Origin of the sequence: Methylocystis parvus OBBP (assembly GCF_027571405.1) — a bacterium.
GTDB lineage: Bacteria > Pseudomonadota > Alphaproteobacteria > Rhizobiales > Beijerinckiaceae > Methylocystis > Methylocystis parva.
Window position 1 is genome coordinate 3,805,469 of record NZ_CP092968.1, and the last position, 22,262, is coordinate 3,827,730.

The 22,262-nt window shown below is 61.8% G+C and carries 18 protein-coding genes and 1 tRNA gene; 8 read left to right on the top strand and 11 right to left on the bottom strand.

The window, feature by feature from the left end:
• Nucleotides 1-9: 9 nt before the first annotated feature.
• The 4 genes from MMG94_RS18440 to MMG94_RS18455 are packed head-to-tail and all read right to left on the bottom strand — an operon-like array spanning nucleotide 10 to nucleotide 8,087.
• Nucleotides 10-2,013, bottom strand: coding sequence for a site-specific DNA-methyltransferase (locus MMG94_RS18440; RefSeq protein WP_244415236.1), 2,004 nt, complete (start codon nucleotides 2,011-2,013; stop codon nucleotides 10-12).
• Nucleotides 2,014-2,055: 42 nt separating this feature from the next.
• Complete coding sequence (locus tag MMG94_RS18445) at nucleotides 2,056-4,005, bottom strand: DUF262 domain-containing protein (RefSeq protein ID WP_016918868.1); 1,950 nt, start codon at nucleotides 4,003-4,005, stop codon at nucleotides 2,056-2,058.
• Nucleotides 4,006-4,008: 3 nt separating this feature from the next.
• Complete coding sequence (locus tag MMG94_RS18450) at nucleotides 4,009-4,788, bottom strand: DUF4391 domain-containing protein (protein ID WP_016918869.1); 780 nt, start codon at nucleotides 4,786-4,788, stop codon at nucleotides 4,009-4,011.
• Nucleotides 4,785-8,087, bottom strand: coding sequence for a helicase-related protein (locus tag MMG94_RS18455; RefSeq protein WP_244415238.1), 3,303 nt, complete (start codon nucleotides 8,085-8,087; stop codon nucleotides 4,785-4,787). Before MMG94_RS18455 ends, MMG94_RS18450 begins: the two co-directional genes overlap by 4 nt.
• Nucleotides 8,088-8,134: 47 nt before the next feature.
• Between MMG94_RS18455 and MMG94_RS18460 the strand changes: the two genes are divergently transcribed.
• Nucleotides 8,135-8,398, top strand: coding sequence for a hypothetical protein (locus MMG94_RS18460; RefSeq protein WP_154419617.1), 264 nt, complete (start codon nucleotides 8,135-8,137; stop codon nucleotides 8,396-8,398).
• Between the two features lie 6 nt (nucleotides 8,399-8,404).
• On the opposite strand, the gene MMG94_RS18465 is transcribed toward MMG94_RS18460, so the two are convergent.
• The 3 genes from MMG94_RS18465 to MMG94_RS18475 all read right to left on the bottom strand — a co-directional run bounded on the left by MMG94_RS18465 (nucleotide 8,405) and on the right by MMG94_RS18475 (nucleotide 10,344).
• Nucleotides 8,405-8,480, bottom strand: a tRNA-Ala gene (locus MMG94_RS18465).
• Between the two features lie 125 nt (nucleotides 8,481-8,605).
• Nucleotides 8,606-9,955, bottom strand: a complete 1,350-nt coding sequence (locus MMG94_RS18470; RefSeq protein ID WP_016918872.1) for a PleD family two-component system response regulator — start codon at nucleotides 9,953-9,955, stop codon at nucleotides 8,606-8,608.
• 14 nt (nucleotides 9,956-9,969) lie between these two features.
• Nucleotides 9,970-10,344 (bottom strand): response regulator, encoded by a 375-nt coding sequence (locus MMG94_RS18475; protein WP_016918873.1) that lies wholly within the window; start codon nucleotides 10,342-10,344, stop codon nucleotides 9,970-9,972.
• A gap of 87 nt (nucleotides 10,345-10,431) precedes the next feature.
• Between MMG94_RS18475 and MMG94_RS18480 the strand changes: the two genes are divergently transcribed.
• Nucleotides 10,432-10,740: a DUF3572 family protein gene (locus MMG94_RS18480; RefSeq protein ID WP_016918874.1), complete on the top strand. Its 309-nt coding sequence runs from the start codon at nucleotides 10,432-10,434 to the stop codon at nucleotides 10,738-10,740.
• 77 nt (nucleotides 10,741-10,817) lie between these two features.
• Here MMG94_RS18480 and MMG94_RS18485 read toward each other — a convergent pair whose 3' ends face one another.
• Nucleotides 10,818-11,228, bottom strand: a complete 411-nt coding sequence (locus tag MMG94_RS18485; protein WP_016918875.1) for a GlcG/HbpS family heme-binding protein — start codon at nucleotides 11,226-11,228, stop codon at nucleotides 10,818-10,820.
• A gap of 157 nt (nucleotides 11,229-11,385) precedes the next feature.
• On the opposite strand from MMG94_RS18485, the gene MMG94_RS18490 reads away from it, so the two are divergent.
• The 3 genes from MMG94_RS18490 to glcF are packed head-to-tail and all read left to right on the top strand — an operon-like array spanning nucleotide 11,386 to nucleotide 15,397.
• Nucleotides 11,386-12,876, top strand: a complete 1,491-nt coding sequence (locus MMG94_RS18490) for an FAD-linked oxidase C-terminal domain-containing protein (RefSeq protein WP_016918876.1) — start codon at nucleotides 11,386-11,388, stop codon at nucleotides 12,874-12,876.
• The gene (glcE, locus tag MMG94_RS18495; protein ID WP_016918877.1) at nucleotides 12,876-14,093 is read left to right on the top strand and encodes a glycolate oxidase subunit GlcE; all 1,218 of its coding nucleotides are present in this window, start codon (nucleotides 12,876-12,878) and stop codon (nucleotides 14,091-14,093) included. The genes MMG94_RS18490 and glcE overlap by 1 nt, the downstream gene beginning before the upstream one ends.
• On the top strand, nucleotides 14,093-15,397 hold the full coding sequence (gene glcF / locus MMG94_RS18500; protein WP_016918878.1) for a glycolate oxidase subunit GlcF: 1,305 nt from the start codon (nucleotides 14,093-14,095) through the stop codon (nucleotides 15,395-15,397). The genes glcE and glcF overlap by 1 nt, the downstream gene beginning before the upstream one ends.
• Before the next feature lie 51 nt (nucleotides 15,398-15,448).
• Here glcF and trpS read toward each other — a convergent pair whose 3' ends face one another.
• Nucleotides 15,449-16,483 (bottom strand): tryptophan--tRNA ligase, encoded by a 1,035-nt coding sequence (trpS, locus tag MMG94_RS18505; protein WP_016918879.1) that lies wholly within the window; start codon nucleotides 16,481-16,483, stop codon nucleotides 15,449-15,451.
• 122 nt (nucleotides 16,484-16,605) lie between these two features.
• Between trpS and MMG94_RS18510 the strand changes: the two genes are divergently transcribed.
• Both MMG94_RS18510 and MMG94_RS18515 read left to right on the top strand, forming a co-directional pair.
• Nucleotides 16,606-16,899, top strand: a complete 294-nt coding sequence (locus MMG94_RS18510; RefSeq protein WP_020372412.1) for a type II toxin-antitoxin system TacA family antitoxin — start codon at nucleotides 16,606-16,608, stop codon at nucleotides 16,897-16,899.
• Complete coding sequence (locus tag MMG94_RS18515; RefSeq protein ID WP_020372413.1) at nucleotides 16,896-17,384, top strand: GNAT family N-acetyltransferase; 489 nt, start codon at nucleotides 16,896-16,898, stop codon at nucleotides 17,382-17,384. The genes MMG94_RS18510 and MMG94_RS18515 overlap by 4 nt, the downstream gene beginning before the upstream one ends.
• On the opposite strand, the gene hslU is transcribed toward MMG94_RS18515, so the two are convergent.
• Both hslU and hslV read right to left on the bottom strand, forming a co-directional pair.
• The gene (gene hslU, locus MMG94_RS18520) at nucleotides 17,374-18,675 is read right to left on the bottom strand and encodes an ATP-dependent protease ATPase subunit HslU (protein WP_016918882.1); all 1,302 of its coding nucleotides are present in this window, start codon (nucleotides 18,673-18,675) and stop codon (nucleotides 17,374-17,376) included. The two genes, MMG94_RS18515 and hslU, sit on opposite strands and share 11 nt — an antisense overlap.
• On the bottom strand, nucleotides 18,676-19,239 hold the full coding sequence (hslV, locus tag MMG94_RS18525; protein WP_016918883.1) for an ATP-dependent protease subunit HslV: 564 nt from the start codon (nucleotides 19,237-19,239) through the stop codon (nucleotides 18,676-18,678).
• Between the two features lie 378 nt (nucleotides 19,240-19,617).
• Between hslV and clpB the strand changes: the two genes are divergently transcribed.
• Nucleotides 19,618-22,245, top strand: a complete 2,628-nt coding sequence (clpB, locus tag MMG94_RS18530) for an ATP-dependent chaperone ClpB (RefSeq protein WP_016918884.1) — start codon at nucleotides 19,618-19,620, stop codon at nucleotides 22,243-22,245.
• Nucleotides 22,246-22,262: the final 17 nt, after the last annotated feature.

Sequence of the window (22,262 nt, forward strand, 5' to 3'; positions counted from 1 at the left end):
GAACCATCCTCACAGGCCGCGCACGTCGGAAATGCCGTTTTGGTTCAGGATCGCCGCCATGTTTGTCTTGGCGATGTCGTCCTTGAACCCAGAGTCCTTGAAGACGACGCGAGTGTCGACGGCGGGCGCGAGCGCTTCGCGCCACGTGACGATGCCGGAGGCAAGCGATTCGATCACGTCTTTCGTTAGTCCGTCGGCCAGACAAACGATCAACGCGCCGCCGCCGATGGAATGGACGGCCTTACCGGCGATCGTCTTCGTCTCGATCGGCACGCAGAGATCGAGGCCGAGTTTCAGCAACAGCTCGTAAAGCACGTCCTGCTCGCTCCGGCCTTGGACGAGATGCTCGGCGTTATTAAGCAGGCTGTTTTCGATGTCGGCGGGGTCTGGCTCCCAAGCGCGGATGTTTGATGGAGCGAGCTTAAAGACGCGGAAACCGAAATCACTTTTTTGGTCATGCTGACCGCTCTTGATCAAGGACGCGGCGCGCCGGAGTCGCTCTTTAGTGATTTCCGATATAAAAGGCTTAATACCATTCTTCTTGCAATACTTGTAGGTCTCTGTTTGTTCGGCTACCTCTTCCGAGATTTCTTCTTGGAGTTGGACAAGAATGAATCGCCGATTGGGATTTACCCGATTGAGTCGGAACACGGCGTGCCCCGTCGTTCCAAATCCCGCAAAGAAATCCAAGACCAGATCACCCGGCTTCGACCCCATATGCACGATTTTCTCCATCAGGAAAGGAGATTTCGGATAATCCGGATTGAGCCCAGGAAACAATATCTTGAACTCGCGGCTCGCCACATCAGTTGAATTTTCGCCGCCCCACCAGAACGATTTGGGTTTCGACGTTCTCTGGATATTATCGTCATCGTCTGACTCTTCATCAATATCGCCTTCAATGTCTTTGTTGAGATACACTCTATGAGAGATGTCCCATCTATCCTTCTGCTTCGAGTAATTTGCGTGCAAGATCGCAAGGTTGTCCCGAACAGTATCTAATCCCCAGCGCCAACGTCCGTCACTCATGTCACCGCGCTTCGGGACGATTTCAACGTCATTCGTGGAACGCCTCTGAAGGGCGCAAGCCTTAGTTTCCGGGTTGTAGAAGATCGGAAAAAACATGTTGGGTCTGTCTTCGCGCCGATCTGGCCGGCCGCGCTTCCGGAGGTCGCGAAGAGCATAGCGCTCACCTCGCTCATCGACATATTTGTAGTCTTTTAGTTGCTCATCGGTCAGCGGAACCCCGTAAGAGTCAAACTCGCGTTTCGAGTAAATGAGGAAATACTCGTGAGCTGTGGCTATATGCTTTCTATCGTTTCGCCCCTTCATGTTATTAATATTTGCTACGCAAGCTATAAAATTCTCTTCTCCAAATATCTCGTCAAGTATTGTCTTCAAGTTTGATTGCTCGTGATCATCTATCGAAACAATAATTGCACCATCATCCCTCAATAATGTTCTTGCGAGCCTCAGTCGTGGATACATCATGCTCAGCCAATCAGTATGGAATCTGCCCGATGCCTCGGTGTTGGAGCTGATCTTTCGACCGCCCTCGACCTGTCCGGTCAGTTCAAGATAGTTCGCGATGTTGTCTCGATAATCGTCCGGATAGACGAAATCCTTGCCCGTATTGTAGGGAGGATCGATGTAGATCAACTTCACCTTCCCGGCATAGCTCTTCTGTAAGAGCTTCAGCACTTCGAGATTGTCGCCCTCAATCATAATGTTCTGCGTCGTCTCCCAATCGACGCTCTCTTCCGGGCAGGGGAGGAGCGTGCCAGTCGATGGCGTCAGCGCGATTTGGCGCGCGCGGCGTTTGCCGTGCCAGTTCAGTCCATATTTTTCGTCGCGCTCGTCGACAGCCGCGCCAAGCAGGCCCTTCAATACCTCGAAATCGATTCGCCCTTCCGTGAACGCCTCCGGAAATAGGGTCTTCAACGCCTCGACATTGCCCGCGACGATGTCGGTGCTCTTGGTGTCAGGGCTTCCAGCTTCCAGCTTTTTCATCATATCGTTCAACGCTTGTAAGGGGACATGGCCAAGGAGCGGCGCTCACGCCGCTTCGAGATGCAGAATTTCAGTTTCGATGTAGGCGCGGAAATCTGCCGACGAGGTGAAGCAGCGAAAGCCCGCTGCGCTCGCCAAGGCAAGAATATCATTGGTTTCGTTCAGCAATACCGCGACCGGCGCGCTTAGCCCAGATTGCAGCCCATCAGGCCACGCCAGATCGAACAGCGCCTTTTGCGCGCCCGTTATCGGATCGGCATAGTCATAACCAATCTGTCCTCGCGGCAAGCCATGCCCTTCTATCCAGTCATTGAGAGATTCGAGCTCGGCCTCTTCCACCTCACTGGTGATGCCGCCAGCCGTTTGCGCTTCAGCTTCCACCACCGGCGCCGTCTTGCTGAGCCACCGCGTATCGCCGTGAAGCAGTTCCTCAAAACGCCGGTTCGCCTCGGCTGCGAGCAGGGCTTTACGAGCTTCGAGAAAATCAAGGTAGCGTTCGATCTTCCAGAGCGCGGGATCGGTCGGAATCCACTGAGACGCCAGCGCCCCAGGGTGTTTTGCTTCGATCTCCGGGAAATACGCCTCCGGCAGTCGGTCGCTGATATTGAGATTGGTGTCCTTGGTCAGGAAGCAAAAGTTGGCGAGCGCGTTCACGTCCGGCCGCCGGTGCTTCAACTTGTAGAGTTGCGCCTTGGGGAAGATGTGATGAACCTCCAGACGGCTCATTTTTCCGAGGAGGCTTGCCTTGAGCGCGAGTCCAGTGCCCCAATCCCGCGCCTCGCCCATGCGCGTCAGCATGTAGAGAACCGGGTAAAAGCGTGCGCCGAGGCTCCACCCGGTGAAATGGCCGGCTTCGACTTGCAGGCCGCCGTTCCACAGCCGAAGTTGCTCAAGCAGCGTGTCGAGACCGCCGGTCGGGCCTTCGAGCGCGGCGAGGTCCTGATCGATAACCGTCTCCGTAGAGCCGGAAAACCGGCCCCACATGCCGGCCTGCGCAAACCAGAACAGGAGTTTGTCCCGCTCCTTGGCGTCCAATGGACCCTTGTGCATATCCAGATAGCGAACCATGACCGGCACGCCGAAGCGCCCGAAGAAAACTTGGTCATGATCTAGCCCGAGGCGGCCGGCGATCAGGTTCAGGCTGGCGTCGATATGCTTGTTGGCTCGCTTGAGACCGTCCTGGATGTCGAGTGCGCCCTTGTCGTGGAGATAGCTGAATTTCGCCTCACCGGTTAGGACGGTGTTGACCGAGCGGAGCAGCCAATCGAGGTTGAATTGATAGCCAGCGCCCGTCCATTCCTTCAGCTTAGCCTTCATGGTATCGCGGGCTTCGGGCCATTCGGCGCAAATCTTTGCGAGCGCCAAGTCACCCTTCGACAGTTTAGTGCCGCCGCTGTTCACGCGATTAAAGATGTCGACCACAACGTCGAGGGTTTTGTCCGGGCCTGTAACCTCCTCAATGTGCAGGTCGATCTCCGTGACCCCTAGAAGGGCGCCTAGCCTGCCGACATAGGCGCCAACATTCGCCACATGCGCGGGGTCGGCGGAGAGCTTTGCGATCAGCGCGCCAAGGCCAGCATTCCCGCCCTTCAACAAGCTTGTGACATCGATCCACAATGGATCGTCCTGCATCTTCACCGGCTGATAGAAGGCGAAGGTCTCAGTGCCGAGGTGGAAGCGGAGGCCGGTGAAGGCTTGCGCATTGCCGTCGAAGAACTTCGGCGGCTTTCCGCGCACGACGCCATAAAGCGAGGTCATCCGTTGCTGGCCGTCGAGGAGAAGTTTGACGATGCCGGCGGCAAGCGGACCTTCGCCACGATGAGCCGCTGTCATCGCTTCTGTCGCCCAAACCAGCAAGCCGCCGACGGGATGGCGACGGTAGAGCGAATCAAAAAGTCCACGAACCTGGTCACGATTCCAGACATAGCCGCGCTGAAATTCAGGCAACGCCATGTGACCGTTATCGATGTGGTCAAGAATTGTCGAAATCTTCATGCATCAGTCCCCCAGCAATACTTTTTTGTTTCGATCTATCGCGCTTTCGATTGTCTTGATTTTTTGATTCAATTCAACGCGCTGGCTTATCTGTTTTGCCCCTGCCGCCTTCGACTTAAGATGCGTAACTTCGCGCGACAGCCTCGTATGCTCATCAAGCGCGAGCCGACGGCGTTCGATTGACGCCACGTCGTCTGCAACCCTAAACGGGCCGGCCACTCGCGCCGCGTTCAGCGCCTCGATTCGGGCCAGCCATCCCTCGTAAAGCGTGAATAGGTCGTGGCGGGGCTGCTCCGCAAGGGCCAGGCTCGCCATGAACGCCTGCTCATCCGGGGGCAGTTGCTCCATCTGACGCAGGCTGGCCGACACAACGCGCTCGATCACCACCTTGCCGGCCTCGTTCTGGGCATGTCGTTTGTGCGCGACCGAGACAGCAAGGCTGTCCGCATCCGACGTAATCAGAGCTACCGGATAGGGGATCGCGCGATGAATCAGCTCGATCAATCGCGCCGCCTTGGCGCCTGGTCGGAAGGCGCAAGCTACAACCGCAATCTCAAGATATTCCCGCGTTTCATCGGCGAAGCTTGGCACGCCGATCGTCGTCGGCTTGCAGGCGGCAAGCCATTGCAGTTCGTCGATCCCGTCCTGAATGGCGCGCTTGTCGGCCGATGTGGGCGCGCCTTGTTCAACCAGAAGCTTCTTCGGCACACGCGCATCGACGCGGGCGTCGGGCGGCAGTCCGAGCGCATCGACAATTGCGAGAATGCCGGATTCTGCTGTCATGCAGCCGAACCCTCCGCATCGGGAAGGACAACCAGAAAGGCCGCGACCTCGAAGTCATTGATCCCGGCGAACTCGCCCTTCATGGCGTGCGTGCCGCCCGGCGAGAACAGGCTGGCGACCGCGCGCTCTTCCTTCTTGCCGACGACTGAAGCCACCGCGCGCGCCAGCAGCTTCTGGTATGGCTCCATATCGCGGCCGAAGCGGGTCGCTTTGTCGAATCGAATGCAAGCTTCCGCATCGGGCAGATCGCGACCTAGGCAGAGTTTTTTGAGGCAATCCAGCACCTGCTTGGCCTGGGTATAGGGAAGCTTCACCTCTCCGTCATCGCCGACATGCACGACGTAGTGAGGGCTCAACGGATAGCCGGGCTCCGGCGATTTCAGCGCCGCCTCGCCAATCGCGCGCAAGCAGAAAATAGCACCGGGCGGAATGCCGCCGTCGCCGTTCGCGTCATTGCCTCTCGGTGCGGAGGTGACGGCATAGGCGCCGAGCGGCAGGGATTCGAGACGCTCCTTGTTTTCCCGAAGGTATCCCGACAGATCGATCCGGAAATCATTGAGCGTCAGGTCGGCGATGGAGACGCCGCTCGAAAGGTCTTCGAGATCGATCACGGCGTCTTGCAGCTTCTGGAGCTGGGCGCGGCGATATTCCAGATCGTTCATCTGGTTGCCGGCCTGGAACTCGATCACGTTCTCTTCGCCAGTCGCCGACACATCGAGCAGCACCATGCGCCCGCTAACACGAGATTCGAGATCGAGATATTCGTCGAGCTCCATGTTCGGCCAGAAATTCACTAGCTGAATCCGGGCGTTCGGCGATCCGATGCGGTCGATGCGGCCGAACCGTTGGATGATCCTCACCGGATTCCAGTGGATGTCGTAGTTGATCAGAAAATCGCAGTCCTGAAGGTTCTGGCCTTCGGAAATACAGTCGGTCGCGATCAAGAGATCGATTTCGCCTTCGGCTGCCAGCTCCGCCGGTCGTTCCTTTGACCGGGGCGAGAAGGCGCTGAGGATCGCGCTCATGTCACTGCGCAAGCCCGGCAGAGTCGTCTTATTCGCCCCGGTTCCCGTGACCACGGCGGCGTTGAATCCAAGCGAGTTCTTTGCCCAGGGAGCTAATTCCCTATAGAGATAGTCCGCAGTGTCGGCGAAGGCGGTGAACAGCAAAAGCTTTCGATTTCCGTCATTGATCGGCGAGTGAGCCTTCTTGGCGATCACCTGCCTCAGCGAATCCAGCTTAGCGTCACGATCCGCCGTCACCGAACGCGCGGCAGACAACAGAGTCGCTAGGCGATTGCGATCTTCGAGGAGGTCTTGACGCCAGCGCACGCGGTCAACGTCCTGAAGCAGGACCTTCACCTTGCGTCCGACCAGCAAAGCCTCAAAGGCAGGATCGTCAACGTCTATGTCGTCGATCGCCGTCTCTTCGACTGTCTCGTCGTGGGCGTCGATCTTCGACAGCAGCGCCTCAACGTCGGCAAGCTGGCGCTTGATGGTCAAGGCGAAGGAGGCGACCGAGCTCTCCATCCGCTTCAGTATGTTCACCCGCAGCAGGTGGATCAGGCTTTCCTCGCGATCGACTTGCCGGAAGAAGCTTTGTCCGCCCCGGATTTTAGTGCTGTATTTTTCGTCGTAGGCTGCTTGCTTTTGCGGAAGCACGTAGCGCAACGGCGCGTAGGCGCCGAGCGTCAGCCGTCTAATTTCATTGTTGATTTCGCGGATCGGGCGGAACTCGCCAGCTAGATCGACATCCGCTTTGATATTGACGGGACGGAGCCGGTCCGGAAATTGTCCTGTTTCGGCGGTGCCGTAGTAGCGCTGCACATGCTTACGCGAGCGCGCGATGGTCAGCATGTCGAGCAGCTTGAAGTAGTCGAAGCCCAGCATGTCCATCAGACGCGCGGGGCGGCGTTCGGCCTCTGGCAGATCGAGCCAGCGATTGAATTGCGCCTGAGCCTTCCGGATCGTCGCCTCGATGCTCGGAATGCCGTGGCCGATCAAAGCGAGATCGTTGCCCTCGGTCATAAAGGCGATCTGGTTTTTTAGGTCCGCCAGCCGGTTGTTCACTGGCGTCGCGGAAAGCATCAACACCTTCGTCTTCACGCCAGCCTTGATTACTCGCTTCATCAAATGGTCGTAGCGGGTATCACGCTCCTTGTGCGTCGCTTTGTTCCGGAAATTATGGGACTCATCGATAACGACGAGATCATAATTGCCCCAGTTCACGTGGGAGAGGTCGATATCCCCAGAGAAGCCCCCCTCACGCGATAGATCAGTGTGGTTAAGAACGTCGTAGTTTAAGCGGTCTCCGGCGAGGACGTTGCGTCGGTCGTTTGCCTTGTAGAGCGTCCAGTTGTCCCGCAGGCGCTTCGGGCAAAGCACGAGAACCCGGTCGTTGCGCAACTCATAATACTTGATGACAGCCAGCGCCTCGAACGTCTTACCGAGACCGACACTGTCGGCGATGATACAGCCGCCAATCCGCTCAAGCTTGTCGATCGCCCCGACTACGCCGTCGCGCTGAAATCGGAACAGCTTCTTCCATACAATTGTATTCCGTATACCGGTTGCCGACTTGATGATGCGCTCCTCATCAAGTTCGTCCCCCATATCCTTGAACAGCTCAAAAAGTATCTCGAAGTAAAGCAGCGATGGCGCACGTTGGGAGCCCGCCTCTTCAAGCAAGACGACAAGCCGATCTTTGGCCGCCGAATCTGCTTTCAGCCCCTCCCAGTTTGCCCGGAACCAGTCGGCAAAAGCGACAGCCTCATCGTCAACGTCTGACGCCTGAACTAGCCCGAGTTGGCCACCTGGCGTAATCCCCAATCCTTCGGTGGTGAATGAACAAGTCCCAAGCAGTGCGCGACGCGTTTCGGCGCCCTGAACGACAATGAGCGACTGAGGCGGAGGCGCTGCGGCGCACCTGACCTCCGCGCGCTTCTTGATCCATTCGCCCGCGAGCTTGGCCAGCCAGCGTCCTTGGAGTTGTCCGCGAAAAGCAATATCGGCAGGCCCCCCGAACAAGGAACTGGCCAGCGCCGCTTCGTCTCCAAGAAGCAGCCGACACCGCTCGGCTTTATCTATATGGTCCCGAAGCTCGGCGAATGCGTGAACAGAAAATGTCGGTGACATAATGTCGACTGACGCGCCCGGTCGGAGCCAGTCACGCAACCGATCGATCACCCGTTCGTTACCGCTGTTCCGGATAAGCTTCATGCGCCGGCCATGGTCCCCTGTTGTCGCGCAGAGATCGGCCCAACCGTTTTCGGTATGCCCCCCGTGCGGCCGATAGACCATAGGCGATTCGCCCATGATTGCAGCGAGGCTGGTCGGGGAGTTTCTGGATGGCCACAAACACGAGCCCGGCGGGAAAAACGCCTTTTGGCGATCGTCAACCGCGCAAATTGCTGGCGCGATTCCTGGCGACGCTGGGCGAGGCCGATGGCCGGATCGCGACGTTTCCCGTCTCACCGCTGCAGGCCGCCGGACTGGTGGCAATTCCGGGCGTCGGGCGTGGGGAGGTGAAATTACGCACCGTGGCTACATGGTGGCTACATGAGCCTGCCTGGCACTGCGTCTATGCCGATTTTCGCCGTCTAACCTATTGATTTAATTGGTGGAGCCAGACGGAATCGAACCGACGACCTCTTCAATGCCATTGAAGCGCTCTCCCAACTGAGCTATGGCCCCATCATTTTTTCCAACCTCTTTGGGGGAGGTTTCGGCCGGCGCGTCGCGCTGACGGGCGGTGTATAGTTCAGCCGGGCTCTACCTGCAAGCCCGGCGTGCGATTTTGTGCCGAAAAGGTCACAGGCTTACGCCGCCGCCGCCGTCACGCGATTTCGCCCCGAGGACTTCGACGCGTAGAGCGCTTTGTCCGCGCGGCGCAGAAGCGCGTCGGCGTTGGCGTCCGCCCCGCGCTCGGCGAGGCCGATCGACGTGGTGACCGGGATCGTACGGGTCGCTTTCACGTCGGTGGGAAATTTTTCGCCTTCGACGGCGGCGCGCACGCGCTCGGCGACCGGAAGCGGCGTGTCGGGCATGACCACGACGAATTCCTCACCGCCGAGACGGCAGACGAGATCGGCGCCGCGCAGCACGCGCTTGATGCGCTGGGCGAAGGTCTTGAGCACCTCGTCGCCGGCGTCGTGGCCGTACGTGTCATTGACCGATTTGAAGTGGTCGATATCGAGAATCATCAGCGACAGCGGTCGGCCCTTATGCGCCGCCTGATCGAGCGCATTGGCGAGATGCGTCTCCAGAAAACGGCGATTGTTCAGCCCCGTCAGCGCATCGACCACGGCGAGTTCGATCGCCGCCTGGACATTGTCGCGCAGGCTGTCCGTATAGCGCTTGCGGCGCAGTTGCGTGCGCACGCGGGCGACGAGCTCGTTACGGTCGATCGGCCGCATGATGTAGTCGTTCACGCCGAGATCGAGGCCGCGCAAAACGCGGTTGCGGTCTTCGGAATCGGCGAGCAGCAGAATCGGGATCGAGCGCGTGCGCTCCAGAGAACGGAGCTGGCTGCAGAGTCGCAGCGCGTCGAAATCGGCGAGGTTGAGGCTGACGATGACGAGTTCGTAATCGTTCTCGGCCGCGCGGAACAGCGCCTCCTGCGGGCGGCCTTCGATCTCTATGTTGTGATAGTCGCGCAGCGCGGCGACGATGCGGTCGGACGAGTTCGGGCGATCTTCGACGAGGAGGATTCGGCCGCGCTCGCCGTCATTCGGTTCGCGCGAGGAGAGGCCGAGATTGGCGGAGGTGCTCGCGCGGGCGCGCAACTCGTCCAGCATGATCTTGAGGCGCGTCAGCGACCGCACGCGGGCGATCAGCGCCATCTCGTCGACAGGCTTGGTGAGGAAGTCGTCGGCGCCGCATTCGAGGCCGCGCACGCGGTCGGCCGGCTGGTCCAGCGCCGTGACCATCACGACGGGAAGGTGCATCGTGGCGGGGTCCGCCTTCAGGCGCGTGCAGACCTCGAACCCGTCCATGCCCGGCATCATGACGTCGAGGAGGACGATATCGCATTTTCCGTCGCGGCAGACTTCCAGCGCCTCGGGCCCGTTCGTAACGGAGACGACGTCGAAATATTCCGCGGAGAGACGAGCCTCCAACAATTTGATGTTGGGCAGGAGATCGTCAACGATGAGGACGCGTGCGGTCATGTTGATGACGTCTCCTACTGCTTATCCGCGAGGAAAGAATTCACCGTCTCTAGAAATTTCGCGACCGAGATGGGCTTCGACAGATAGGCCTCGCAGCCGCCCTGGCGGATTTTTTCTTCATCGCCCTTCATGGCGAATGCGGTAATGGCGATGACGGGAATGTCTTTCAACTCGTCGTCGTCCTTCAGCCAGCGCGTCACTTCCAGGCCGCTGACTTCCGGGAGCTGAATGTCCATCAGGATCAGATCCGGCCGATGTTCGCGCGCCAGAGAGATCGCTTCCACGCCGCTCTTTGTGCGAAGCGTCGCGTGGCCGTTCGCCTCCAACAGGTCGTTGAAGAGCTTCATATTGAGTTCATTATCCTCTACGATGAGGACCGTCTTTTTCATGGGGGCCAACTCTAGAGACGCGGCGGCTTTGAAGCGCAAGAGGATCAAAGGTTGAGCCTTTCGCCATTGGATAGCATGGGAAGATTAATGAAAATCAGTTCCGAACCACAGGCGGGCGGCCGGAGGGCGGACGAGGCCGCCGCCGCGTCCGAGCTCGCGCTTCGGGCGCTCGCTTTCATAAGCCTCGATGAGGACCGCCTTGCGCGCTTCATCGCGCTGACGGGTCTCGACGCCTCTGACGTGCGTGCGCTTCTTGGCGATCGTCACTTTCATCTCGCGGTCCTCGATCATTTGGCGGGGGATGAAGCGACGCTCCTTGAATTCGCCATAACAGAGTCCGCGCCGCCCGAATCCGTGGGACGCGCCCGGCGGGCTCTCGGCGGCGGCGAAGACTAAGTTAGCGCATCATTAGCCCTGCGCGTCGATCGTCCGTCGCGCATCCCCCGCCTTTCGCGGCCATCGTAAATAGAGCGTTAAGGCTGCGCGGCGAGCGCGTCCGCGCCGGCCTTCGCCACCATGCCGTCTTCGAAGGATTGGACGCCCGATACGCCGATCGCGCCGACTGCCTGGCCTTCGTGAAGGAGGGGCAGCCCGCCTTCCACCGGCGTGATGTGCGGCAGGCTGAGAAGGGCGACGCGACCCCCGGCGACTGTTTCCTCCAGCGCTTTCGTCGGCCGTTTGAACAGCGCCGCCGCGCGCGCCTTCGCCTGCGCGATATCGCAGGAGGCCGGCTGCACCCCGTCGAGACGCTCCAGATAGACGAGCAGTCCGGCGTCGTCGACGATGGCGATCACGACGCTCCAGTCATTGCGGCGCGCTTCCTCAGCGGCGGCGGCCGCGACGCGCTTCGCGTCGACGAGCGTGAGAACGAATTTCATCTTCATCGGATCTCCTTGATTTAATGCGGTGGACGGGCGAAGTTGCGCCCGTTCTGCGGCTCGATTAGGGAAATGCCGAGGCCGGAGGGGACTATCCACGGCGGAGCGATCCGCGCAACGCCGTGCGCTTCGTATCGCGGCGGACTGAGGAGGCGCGACACAGATGCTGATCATGCCCGCGCCGGAGCCGGAAATCCTCTCGCGACGCGACGAGTTGATCGCCCGGCTTCGCGACATCCTGCCGGCGCCCAATCTCATCGTCGACGAGACGGCGCGGCGCGCCTATGAGTGCGACGCTTTCACGATGTATCGCGCGCTGCCTCTCGTCGTCGCGCTGCCCGAGACTGTGGCGCAGGTCAGCGCCATTCTCTCGCTGGCCGCCGAGATGAATGTCAAGATCGTGCCGCGCGGCGCTGGAACGTCGCTTTCCGGCGGCTCCATGCCGCTCGAAGACGGCATTTTGCTCGGCATGTCGAAATTCAACCGAGTCCTCGAAATTGATTATGAGAATCGCTGCGCCCGCGTTCAGCCGGGCGTGCAGAATCTCGCCATTTCCAGGGCGGTCGAAGGCAGGGGCTTCTATTACGCGCCGGACCCGTCGTCTCAAATCGCCTGCTCCATCGGCGGCAATGTCGCCGAGAATGCGGGCGGCGTGCATTGTCTGAAATATGGGTTGACGACCAACAATATTCTCGGCCTCGAAGTCGTGCTGATGGGCGGCGAGGTCATCCGGCTCGGCGGCAAGCATCTCGACAGCGAGGCTTACGATCTTCTCGGACTTATGACGGGCTCGGAAGGACTGCTCGGCGTCGTGACGGAAGTCGCCGTGCGCATCCTACAAAAGCCCGCGGTCGCGCGCGGGCTTCTCGTCGGCTTTCAAAGCGTCGCCGCAGGGGCGCGCTTCGTCGGCGCGGTGATCGCGCGCGGGATCATTCCCGGCGGCATGGAAATGATGGACCAGAAGACCATCCACGCCGTCGAGCGATTTCAGCCCTGCGGCTATCCGCGCGACGCCGAAGCCATCGTCATCGTCGAACTCGACGGCGCGCAGGCGGAGGTCGATCATCTTGTCGGCGTCGTGGAGAACATTGCGCGGGCGGAAGGCGCGACGTCGACGAAGATTTCGCACAGCGAGGCCGAGCGCCTGCAATTCTGGGCGGGACGAAAGAACGCTTTCCCCGCCGTTTCCTGCATCAAGCCGGACTATCTCTGCATGGATGGCACGATCCCGCGGGCGCGACTCCCCGAGGTCCTCGAAGGCATGGACGAGATCGCCAAGCGCGAGGGGCTTCAGGTCGCGAATGTCTTCCATGCGGGCGACGGCAATCTTCATCCGCTCATTTTATACGACGCCTCTGTGCCTGGGGATGTCGAGCGCGCGGAGCGGGTCGGCTTCGACATTCTCCGTCTCTGCGTCGCCGTCGGCGGTGTTCTGACGGGCGAACATGGCGTCGGCGTCGAAAAGCGCGATCTCATGGGAGAGATGTTCAACGAGGCGGATCTCGAACAGCAGCTGCGCGTGAAATGCGCCTTCGATTCCATGAACCGGCTCAATCCCGGCAAGGTCTTCCCGACGCTGCATCGCTGCGCCGAATTCGGCATGATGCACGTCTCCGGCGGCAAGACGGCCTTTCCGGATCTTCCGAGATTCTGATGAGCGTCGATCTCGCCACGCTGGAAATTTGCGACGCGCGCGAGGCGGTCGAGGCGGTACGGGAGGCGAATGCGCGCAACGCGCCTCTCGCCCTTGTCGGCGGCGGCACAAAGCGGCGCCTCGGTCGACACGCCCCGCAGGAGCGGGAGCTTTCGACGCGCGCGCTCGCCGGCGTGACGCTCTACGAACCCGAGGAGCTGGTGTTGTCGGCCCGCGCCGGCACGCCGTTGCGTGAGATCGAAGAGCTGCTTGACGCGCATGACCAGCAACTCGCCTTCGAACCGATGGATTACGCGACGCTCTATGGCGATACGGCGAAGGGCGCGACGATCGGCGGCGCGATCGCGGTCAACGCCTCCGGGCCGCGCCGCATCAAGGCGGGCGCCGCGCGCGATCATCTGCTCGGCTTTCATTGCGTCACGGGTCGCGGAGAGATCGTGAAGTCCGGCGGCCGCGTGATGAAAAACGTGACCGGATATGATCTCTCTAAACTCGTTTGCGGATCCTATGGCACGCTCGCCCTTTTGACCGAGGTGACGCTGAAAGCGCTGCCCAAGGCGGAGACCGAGCAGACCTTGATGGTTCTCGGTCTCGACGAAGCGCAAAGCGTCGCCGCTTTGAGGCGCGCCTCCGGCACGCCGAACGAGGTCTCGTCTTTCGCCATGCTGCCGGCGGGCGCGCCGCCGCTCGGGCTCGCCGGGCATACGGCGCTGCTGCGGATCGAAGGCCCGGAGATTTCGGTCGTGACGCGGCGCGACGCGCTGGCGGCGAGCCTCGTGACGAATGGCGAACGTTTCGAGACTCTGCCGGAAGCGCAATCGCGCGCTTTATGGAGAGCGGTTCGCGACGCCGCGCCGGTCGCGTGTCGCCCGGGTCCGATCTGGCGCCTTTCCGTCGCGCCGACAGACGGCTTCGAGGCGGTGGAGGCGTTGCGCCGCGCCGGCGCGCCGATCCTGGCGCATTTCTACGACTGGGCGGGCGGACTCGTCTGGCTCGGCCTTGACGACGCGCCCGACGCTCATGCGGCGGCGGTCCGCGCCGCGGTCAATGCGCTCGGCGGCCACGCCGCGCTCATTCGCGCCTCGGAGGACATACGAAGGCGCGTGGATGTATTTCATCCGCAGCCCGCGCCGCTCGCCGCGCTGACGAGGCGCGTCAAGGAGAGCTTCGACCCTGCGCACGTCCTAGAACGCGGCCGCATGCGCGAGGATTTCTGATGCAGACACATTTCTCGCTAGCGGCCCTGGCGGACCCGGATATCGCGCAAGCGGAGAAAATCCTGCGCGCCTGTGTGCATTGCGGCTTCTGCACCGCGACCTGCCCGACATATCTCATAACGGGCGATGAACTCGACAGCCCCCGTGGCAGAATCTATCTCATCAAGGAGATGCTGGAAAACGAACGTCCGGCCGACGCGCGCACGGCTCATCATATCGACCGCTGTCTCTCCTGCCTTTCCTGCATGACCACTTGCCCCTCGAGCGTGCATTACATGCATCTCGTCGATCATGCGCGCGCCCATATCGAGAAGAGTTTTCGGCGTCCAGTCGCCGACAGGATGTTGCGCGCCGCCCTCGCTTTCGTTCTGCCGCGGCCGGCTATTTTCCGTCGCGCGTTGCGGGCGGCGAAATATGTCGCGCCCGTCGCGCCGTTTCTGCCGACACGCCTGCATGCGCTCCTGACGCTTGCGCCCAAGACAGCGCCGCCGCCTTCCGATGTCGACCGGCCGCAGGTCTTTCCGGCGAAGGGGGCGCGCAAAATGCGCGTGGCGTTGTTGAACGGTTGCGCGCAGACGGCGCTCGACACGCATATCAATGAAGCGACGGTGCGGCTGCTGACCCGACACGGCGTCGAGGTCGTCGTGGCGCAAGGAGCCGGCTGCTGCGGCGCGCTGCCGCATCATCTCGGCAAGGTCGACCAGTCGCACGCCTTCGCGCGCAGAAACATCGACGCCTGGACGCGCGAGATCGAGACAAGCGGGCTCGACGGCATTGTCGTCAACGCGTCCGGCTGCGGGACGAGCGTGAAGGATTACGGCTTCATGTTCCGCGGCGACGCTGCGTTCGCCGAAAAGGCGGCGCGGATATCCGACCTGGCGCGCGACGTGAGCGAAGTCGTGGAGGGGCTCGAGCTGCAGGCAGGCGAAGCGCCGCGACTGAAGGTGGCGTATCACTCGGCCTGCTCGCTCCAGCACGGGCAGAAAATCACGCGGCAACCCATCGCCGCGCTGGAGCGGGCCGGCTTCGAGGCGCTGGCCGTTCCCGAGGGCCATATCTGTTGCGGCTCGGCGGGAACCTACAACCTTCTTCAATCCGAGATGGCCGACGAGCTGCGCGCGCGCAAGGTCGCCAATATAGAGAGCGTTTCACCCGACGTCGTCGCCGCCGGCAACCTCGGCTGCATGGTGCAGATCAGGGCGGGAACCGCGATTCCGGTCGTGCATACGGTGGAGCTTCTGGACTGGGCGACAGGCGGACCGAAGCCGCAATTATTGACGCCGTCGTCATTGCGAGGAGCGTAAGCGCGAAGTCGGGTATGCCCGACTTCGAGAAAATGCTCGCAATGACGGCGTCTATCTCAAAAACCCGACAATATCCTTCACAGCGTTCATATTCTCGCGGGCGATGGCGCGGGCGCGTTCGGAGCCGTCGCGCAGCACCCCGTCAATATAGCCTTCCTCGGCCTTGATGCGGCGCATTTCGGCGGTGATCGGAGAAAGCTTCGCGACGGAGAGATCCACGAGCGCGTTCTTGAAGGTCGAAAAATTCGCGCCGCCGAATTCGCCCAGCACATCGGCTTTCGCGCGCCCAGAGAGAGCGGCGAAAATGCCGATGAGATTATCCGCCTCAGGGCGCCCCTCCAGCCCCTTTTCGTCGGAGGGCAGGGGTTCGGGATCGGTTTTGGCCTTTTTCACCTTCGTCGCGATGGCGTCGGCGTCGTCGGAAAGATTGATGCGCGAATAATCGGAGGCGTCCGATTTCGACATTTTCTTCGTGCCGTCGCGCAGGCTCATCACGCGCGTCGCCGGGCCGGAGATCAGCGGCTCGGGCAGAGGGAAGAAAGCCTCGCCGAAACCATTTCGCTCGATCGAGGCGCTGAAATCATTGTTGAACTTTTGCGCGATGTCGCGCGCGAGCTCCAGATGCTGCTTCTGATCGTCGCCGACCGGCACATGAGTCGCACGATAGATGAGAATATCGGCGGCCATCAGCACGGGATAGTCGAGAAGGCCGACGGAAGCGTTCTCGCGGTCCTTGCCGGCCTTGTCCTTGAACTGCGTCATGCGGTTGAGCCAGCCGATGCGGGCGACGCAATTCAAGACCCAGGCGAGCTCGGCGTGCTCGGGCACCTGGCTTTGATTGAAGACGATGTTCTTCTTGTGATCGATGCCGCAGGCCAGAAACGCCGCGGCGATCTCGCGGGTGTTGTTGCGCAGCTCGATCGGGTCCTGCGGCACGGTGATGGCGTGCAGGTCGACGACGCAATAGAGGCAATCGAAGCTCTTCTGCAATTCGACGAATTTGACGATGGCGCCGAGATAATTGCCGAGATGCAGATTGCCGGTGGACTGCACGCCGGAAAAGACGCGCTGCGGAAAATTGGACATGGGATGCGCCGTCGCGGGTTGAGGACTTTGGCGGCGGTTATGACAATGCCCGGCCTTCGGCGCAAGTGATTGACGGGGGCCGCCGCTGCTATACAATGTCTTTACAAGTGCCGAGGAACATAATGGCTCAGGCGACAAAACGAAACGAACTCTCCGGTCGTGGCCTCGTCAACGTCAGAATGGCTGCGGAGGACAGGAACATCATCGATCAGGCCGCCAGGATCGCCGGCAAGTCCCGTACGGAATTCATGGTGGAAGCGGCGCGCCGCGCGGCGCAGGATACCGTGCTCGACGCCAATCTGATCGTTGTGGACGGCAAGACTTTCGAACAGTTTCGCGCAATATTCGATGCGCCGGCGAAACCCAACGCCCATATTCAGAAACTCATGAATCTGAAGGCCCCGTGGGAGAGTTGACGCCGCTTTCGACGCCGGCGGCTCTCACCGATCGACATATCGCCGAATCTTTTGACTGCGGCGTCGCGGTATTGAACGACTGGCTACGCCGTCGCGCCATGCCGAACCAGCTCACCGGCGCCTCGCGCACTTTCGTCATATCTCGCGACGAGCGCGTCGTCGGCTATTATGCGCTGGCTGCTGGCGCGATCGCCTCGCATGAGGCGCCCAGCCGCCTCAGTCGCAACATGCCCGATCCAATCCCGGTTTTCATACTTGGGCGCCTCGCCGTCGACCGATCGGAACAGGGTCGCATGCTCGGTTCGCTACTCCTGCGCGACGCGATCATCCGAACCCGCGCCGCCGCCGAATTCGGCGGCATTGCCGGGCTGCTCGTCCATGCGCTCTCAGTCGAGGCCAAGCGCTTCTATATGCATCGCGGTTTCGTTGAAAGCCCTTCAAGGCCCATGACTCTCCTCGCGCGGCTCAAGGACATTAAAGAATAAACCGGCTCAAATCCCGGTTCTTCGCCAGATCGCCGATATGCTTCTCGACAAAGGCCCCGTCGATCACGACCGTCTCTCCAGCGCGGTCGGAGGCCGTGAAGCTGATCTCGTCCAGCACGCGCTCCATCACCGTCTGCAGGCGGCGTGCGCCGATATTTTCGACCGAGGTGTTCACCGCCACCGCCACTTTCGCGATGGCGTCGATGGCGGACGGCGCGAATTCCAGCGTCACGCCTTCCGTGCCCAACAGCGCCACATATTGTTTGGAGAGGCAGGCTTCCGTCTCGGTGAGGATGCGGCGGAAATCCTCTTCGTTCAGCGAAGCGAGCTCCACGCGGATCGGCAGGCGGCCCTGAAGCTCGGGCAGGAGGTCCGAGGGCTTCGCCACATGAAAGGCGCCCGAGGCGATGAACAGCACATGATCGGTCTTCACGGAGCCATGCTTCGTCGTGACCGTCGTGCCTTCGATCAGCGGCAGCAGATCGCGCTGCACGCCCTCGCGCGAGACGTCGGCGCCGCCGCGGCCTTCGCGCGCGCAGATCTTGTCCATCTCGTCGATGAACACGATGCCGTTATTCTCGACCTCGTGGATCGCCTCGCGAACGCTCGCTTCCTGGTCGATCAGCTTGTCGCTCTCCTCGGCGACGAGCGGCCCATGCGCTTCGTTCACGGTGAGCCGGCGCGGCTTGCCGCGCTGCATCTTGCCGAATATATCGCCGAGCGAGAAGGCGGAGACGCTCGCGCCCGGCATGTTCGGCAATTCGAACATGGGCATATTGCTGCTCGACTGCTGCAATTCGACTTCGATTTCCTTGTCGCCGAGCTCGCCGTCTCGCAGACGCTTGCGGAAGGTTTCGCGCGTCGCGGGAGACGCGCCGGGGCCGACGAGCGCGTCGAGCACGCGTTCTTCGGCGGCCTTTTCGGCGCGCGCCTGCACATCCTTGCGACGGCGCTCCTTCACCATGACGAGCGCGACCTCGATAAGGTCGCGAACGATCTGCTCCACGTCGCGGCCGACATAGCCGACCTCCGTGAATTTCGTCGCCTCCACCTTCAGGAAAGGCGCGTTGGCGAGCTTGGCGAGGCGGCGCGCGATCTCGGTCTTGCCGCATCCCGTCGGGCCGATCATGAGGATGTTCTTGGGCATCACCTCTTCGCGCATCTGCCCTTCGAGCTGCAGACGGCGCCAGCGATTGCGCAAAGCGATGGCGACGGCGCGCTTGGCGTCCTGCTGCCCGACGATGAAGCGATCGAGTTCGGAAACGATCTCACGCGGCGAGAAATCGGCCATTTAGATTTTCTCCACCACGATATTGTGGTTCGTATAGACGCAGATGTCGGCGGCGATGTTCATGGCGCGGCGCGCGATGGTCTCGGCGTCGGCCTCCGTGTCGATCAGCGCGCGGCCGGCGGCCAGCGCGTAATTGCCGCCCGAGCCGATGGCCGCCACGGCGCCGCCCTCGGTCGTTTCCGGCTCCAGCACGTCGCCCGAGCCCGTCAGCACGAGCCCCACCTGCCGGTCGGCCACCAGCATCATGGCCTCCAGCCGGCGCAGATAGCGGTCCATGCGCCAGTCCTTGGCGAGTTCGACGCAGGCGCGGGTGAGCTGCCCCGGATATTGCTCGAGCTTGGTTTCGAGCCGCTCGAACAGCGTGAAAGCGTCGGCCGTCGCGCCGGCGAAGCCCGCAATGACGTCGCCCTTGCCGAGCCGGCGCACCTTCTTGGCGTTGCCTTTCATGATCGTCTGGCCGAGGCTCACCTGGCCGTCGCCGGCGATGACCGTCTCGCCCTGCTTCTTCACCAATATGATTGTCGTCGCATGCATGAGGGGCGACTTTTCGCGATCGCTGTCCATTTTGCCTTTCCGCGCAATTATGTGGCGGATGTAGGGGCTTGGCGCGGCTTGAGCAAGGGCGGTTATGACGCGCGGCTCATCGTCCAGGGAGTGGAGGCGGCGCAATCGCGATATTGGGCCTTGCTCCCCGCCAGACGCCGCTTCGCGGCGCAATCCTCCCCGCGAGGAGGAGGGATTGGGCGCATGTCGCAGCGTTGTCGACGATCGCCGCGCCTCTTCGCCGCAGCCTCGACCGCCTCGCTTCAGCGCGGGAACCTCTTCAACTCCCGGTCGGCCTCCCCATATCGCTCATGAAGGGCCGCCGAAAGGGGCCGGATTCCATGACGCTGGGCGCGCCGCTCGTGACGAGGGCCGCCGTGCAGGTCGAGAGGGGAAGATATGAATTTCGAGAAATATACCGAACGCGCGCGCGGATTCGTGCAGAGCGCGCAGAGCCTCGCCACGCGCGAAGGGCATCAGCAGTTCACGCCCGAGCATATTCTGAAGGTCCTCCTCGACGACGAGCAGGGACTGTCCGCCGGCCTCATCGACCGCGCGGGCGGGCGCTCGCGCGAGGCGTTGGCTAAAGTCGAAGCGGCGCTCGCCAAGCTCCCCAAGGTCGGCGGCGCCGGGGCGGGGCAGCTTTATCTCGCGCCCGCGACGGCGCGGCTTTTCGCCAATGCCGAGCAGATCGCGCAGAAGGCGGGCGATAGTTACGTCACCGTCGAGCGCCTGCTGCTGGCGCTTGCGATGGAGAAGGATGCGGAGGCCGCCAAGATCCTGCGCGACGCGGGCGTGACGCCGCAGACGCTGAACGCCGCCATCGAGGATCTGCGCAAGGGCCGCACCGCCGACACGGCCTCGGCCGAAAACCAGTATGACGCGCTGAAGAAATACGCCCGCGACCTGACCGAAGCGGCGCGCGAGGGCAAGCTCGATCCGGTGATCGGCCGCGACGAAGAGATTCGCCGCACCGTGCAGGTGCTGTCGCGCCGCACCAAGAACAATCCCGTGCTGATCGGCGAACCCGGCGTCGGCAAGACGGCGATCGTCGAAGGCCTCGCTTTACGCATCGTCAATGGCGACGTTCCGGAATCGCTCGAGGACAAGAAGCTGCTGGCGCTCGACATGGGCGCGCTCATCGCCGGCGCGAAATATCGCGGCGAGTTCGAGGAGCGCCTCAAGGCCGTGCTCAACGAGATCACCGCCGCCGAGGGCAAGATCATCCTCTTCATCGACGAGATGCACACGCTGGTCGGCGCCGGCAAGGCGGATGGCGCGATGGACGCGTCCAACTTGCTTAAGCCTGCGCTGGCGCGCGGCGAGCTGCATTGCGTCGGCGCGACGACGCTCGACGAATATCGCAAGCATGTGGAGAAGGACGCGGCGCTCGCCCGCCGCTTCCAGCCTGTTTTCGTCGACGAGCCGACGGTCGAGGACACGATCTCGATCCTGCGCGGCCTGAAAGAAAAATATGAGATGCACCACGGCGTGCGCATCACCGACAGCGCCATCGTCTCGGCGGCGACCCTGTCGAACCGCTACATCTCCGACCGCTTCCTGCCCGACAAGGCGATCGACCTTGTGGACGAGGCCTCGTCGCGCCTGCGCATGCAGATCGACTCCAAGCCCGAGGAGCTGGACGAACTCGATCGCCGCATCATCCAGCTCAAGATCGAGCAGGAGGCGCTGAAGAAGGAGACGGACGCGGCGTCGAAGGACCGTCTTGCTAAGCTGGAGGGCGAACTGGCGGAGCTGGAGGAGAAATCCTCCGCGCTCACCGCGCGCTGGAAGGCGGAGAAGGACAAGCTCGGCAGCGCCCAGAAGCTCAAGGAGCAGCTGGAGCATGCGCGCAACGAACTCGCCCAGGCGCAGCGCCGCGGCGAATATCAGCGCGCGGGCGAATTGACCTATGGCGTCATTCCGGACCTTGAAAAGAAGCTCTCCGAAACCGAGGCGGCGGAGGGCAAGGGCGCGCTGATCGAGGAGGCCGTGACGGCGAACGACATTGCGCAAGTGGTGTCGCGCTGGACCGGCGTGCCGGTCGACAAAATGCTGGAAGGCGAGCGCGAGAAGCTTCTTCATATGGAGGAGGAGCTGGCCAAGCGCGTCGTCGGGCAGCGCGAGGCGGTGGAGGCGGTCTCGACCGCCGTGCGCCGCGCCCGCGCCGGCTTGCAGGACCCGAACCGGCCGATCGGCAGCTTTATTTTCTTGGGCCCCACCGGCGTCGGCAAGACGGAGCTCACCAAGGCGCTTGCGAACTTCCTGTTCGACGACGAGACGGCGATGGTGCGTCTCGACATGTCCGAATATATGGAGAAGCACTCGGTCGCCCGCCTCATCGGCGCGCCGCCCGGCTATGTCGGCTATGAGGAAGGCGGCGCGCTTACGGAAGCGGTGCGTCGACGCCCGTATCAGGTCGTGCTGTTCGACGAGATCGAGAAGGCGCATCCGGACGTGTTCAACGTGCTGCTGCAGGTGCTCGACGACGGGCGCTTGACGGACGGTCAGGGCCGCACGGTCGACTTCAAGAACACGCTCATCATCATGACGTCGAATCTCGGCGCCGAATTCCTGGTGATGCAGAAGGAAGGTGAGGATTCGTCGGCCGTACATGATGAAGTGATGTCGGTGGTGCGGTCGCACTTCCGGCCGGAGTTCCTGAACCGCGTCGACGAGATCATCCTGTTCCACCGCTTGGCGAGAGAGGATATGGGCGCGATCGTCGACATTCAGGCGAAGCGGCTCCAGAAGCTGCTGGAGGATCGCAAGATCACGCTGCATCTGGACAGCAAAGCGCGCGACTGGCTCGCCGCCAAGGGCTACGATCCGGCTTACGGCGCGCGTCCCCTGAAGCGCGTGTTGCAGAAAGAGTTGCAGGACACGCTGGCCGAGAGGCTGCTCGCGGGCGAGATCGTCGACGGCGCGACGGTGGAGATCTCCGCCGAGGGCGCCGCGCTGACGATCGACGGCAAGCCGACGCATGGACCGGCGCGGCCGCTGCTGCGCACGGTCGGGAACGCGTAAGTCGGAGGGGGCGCAGC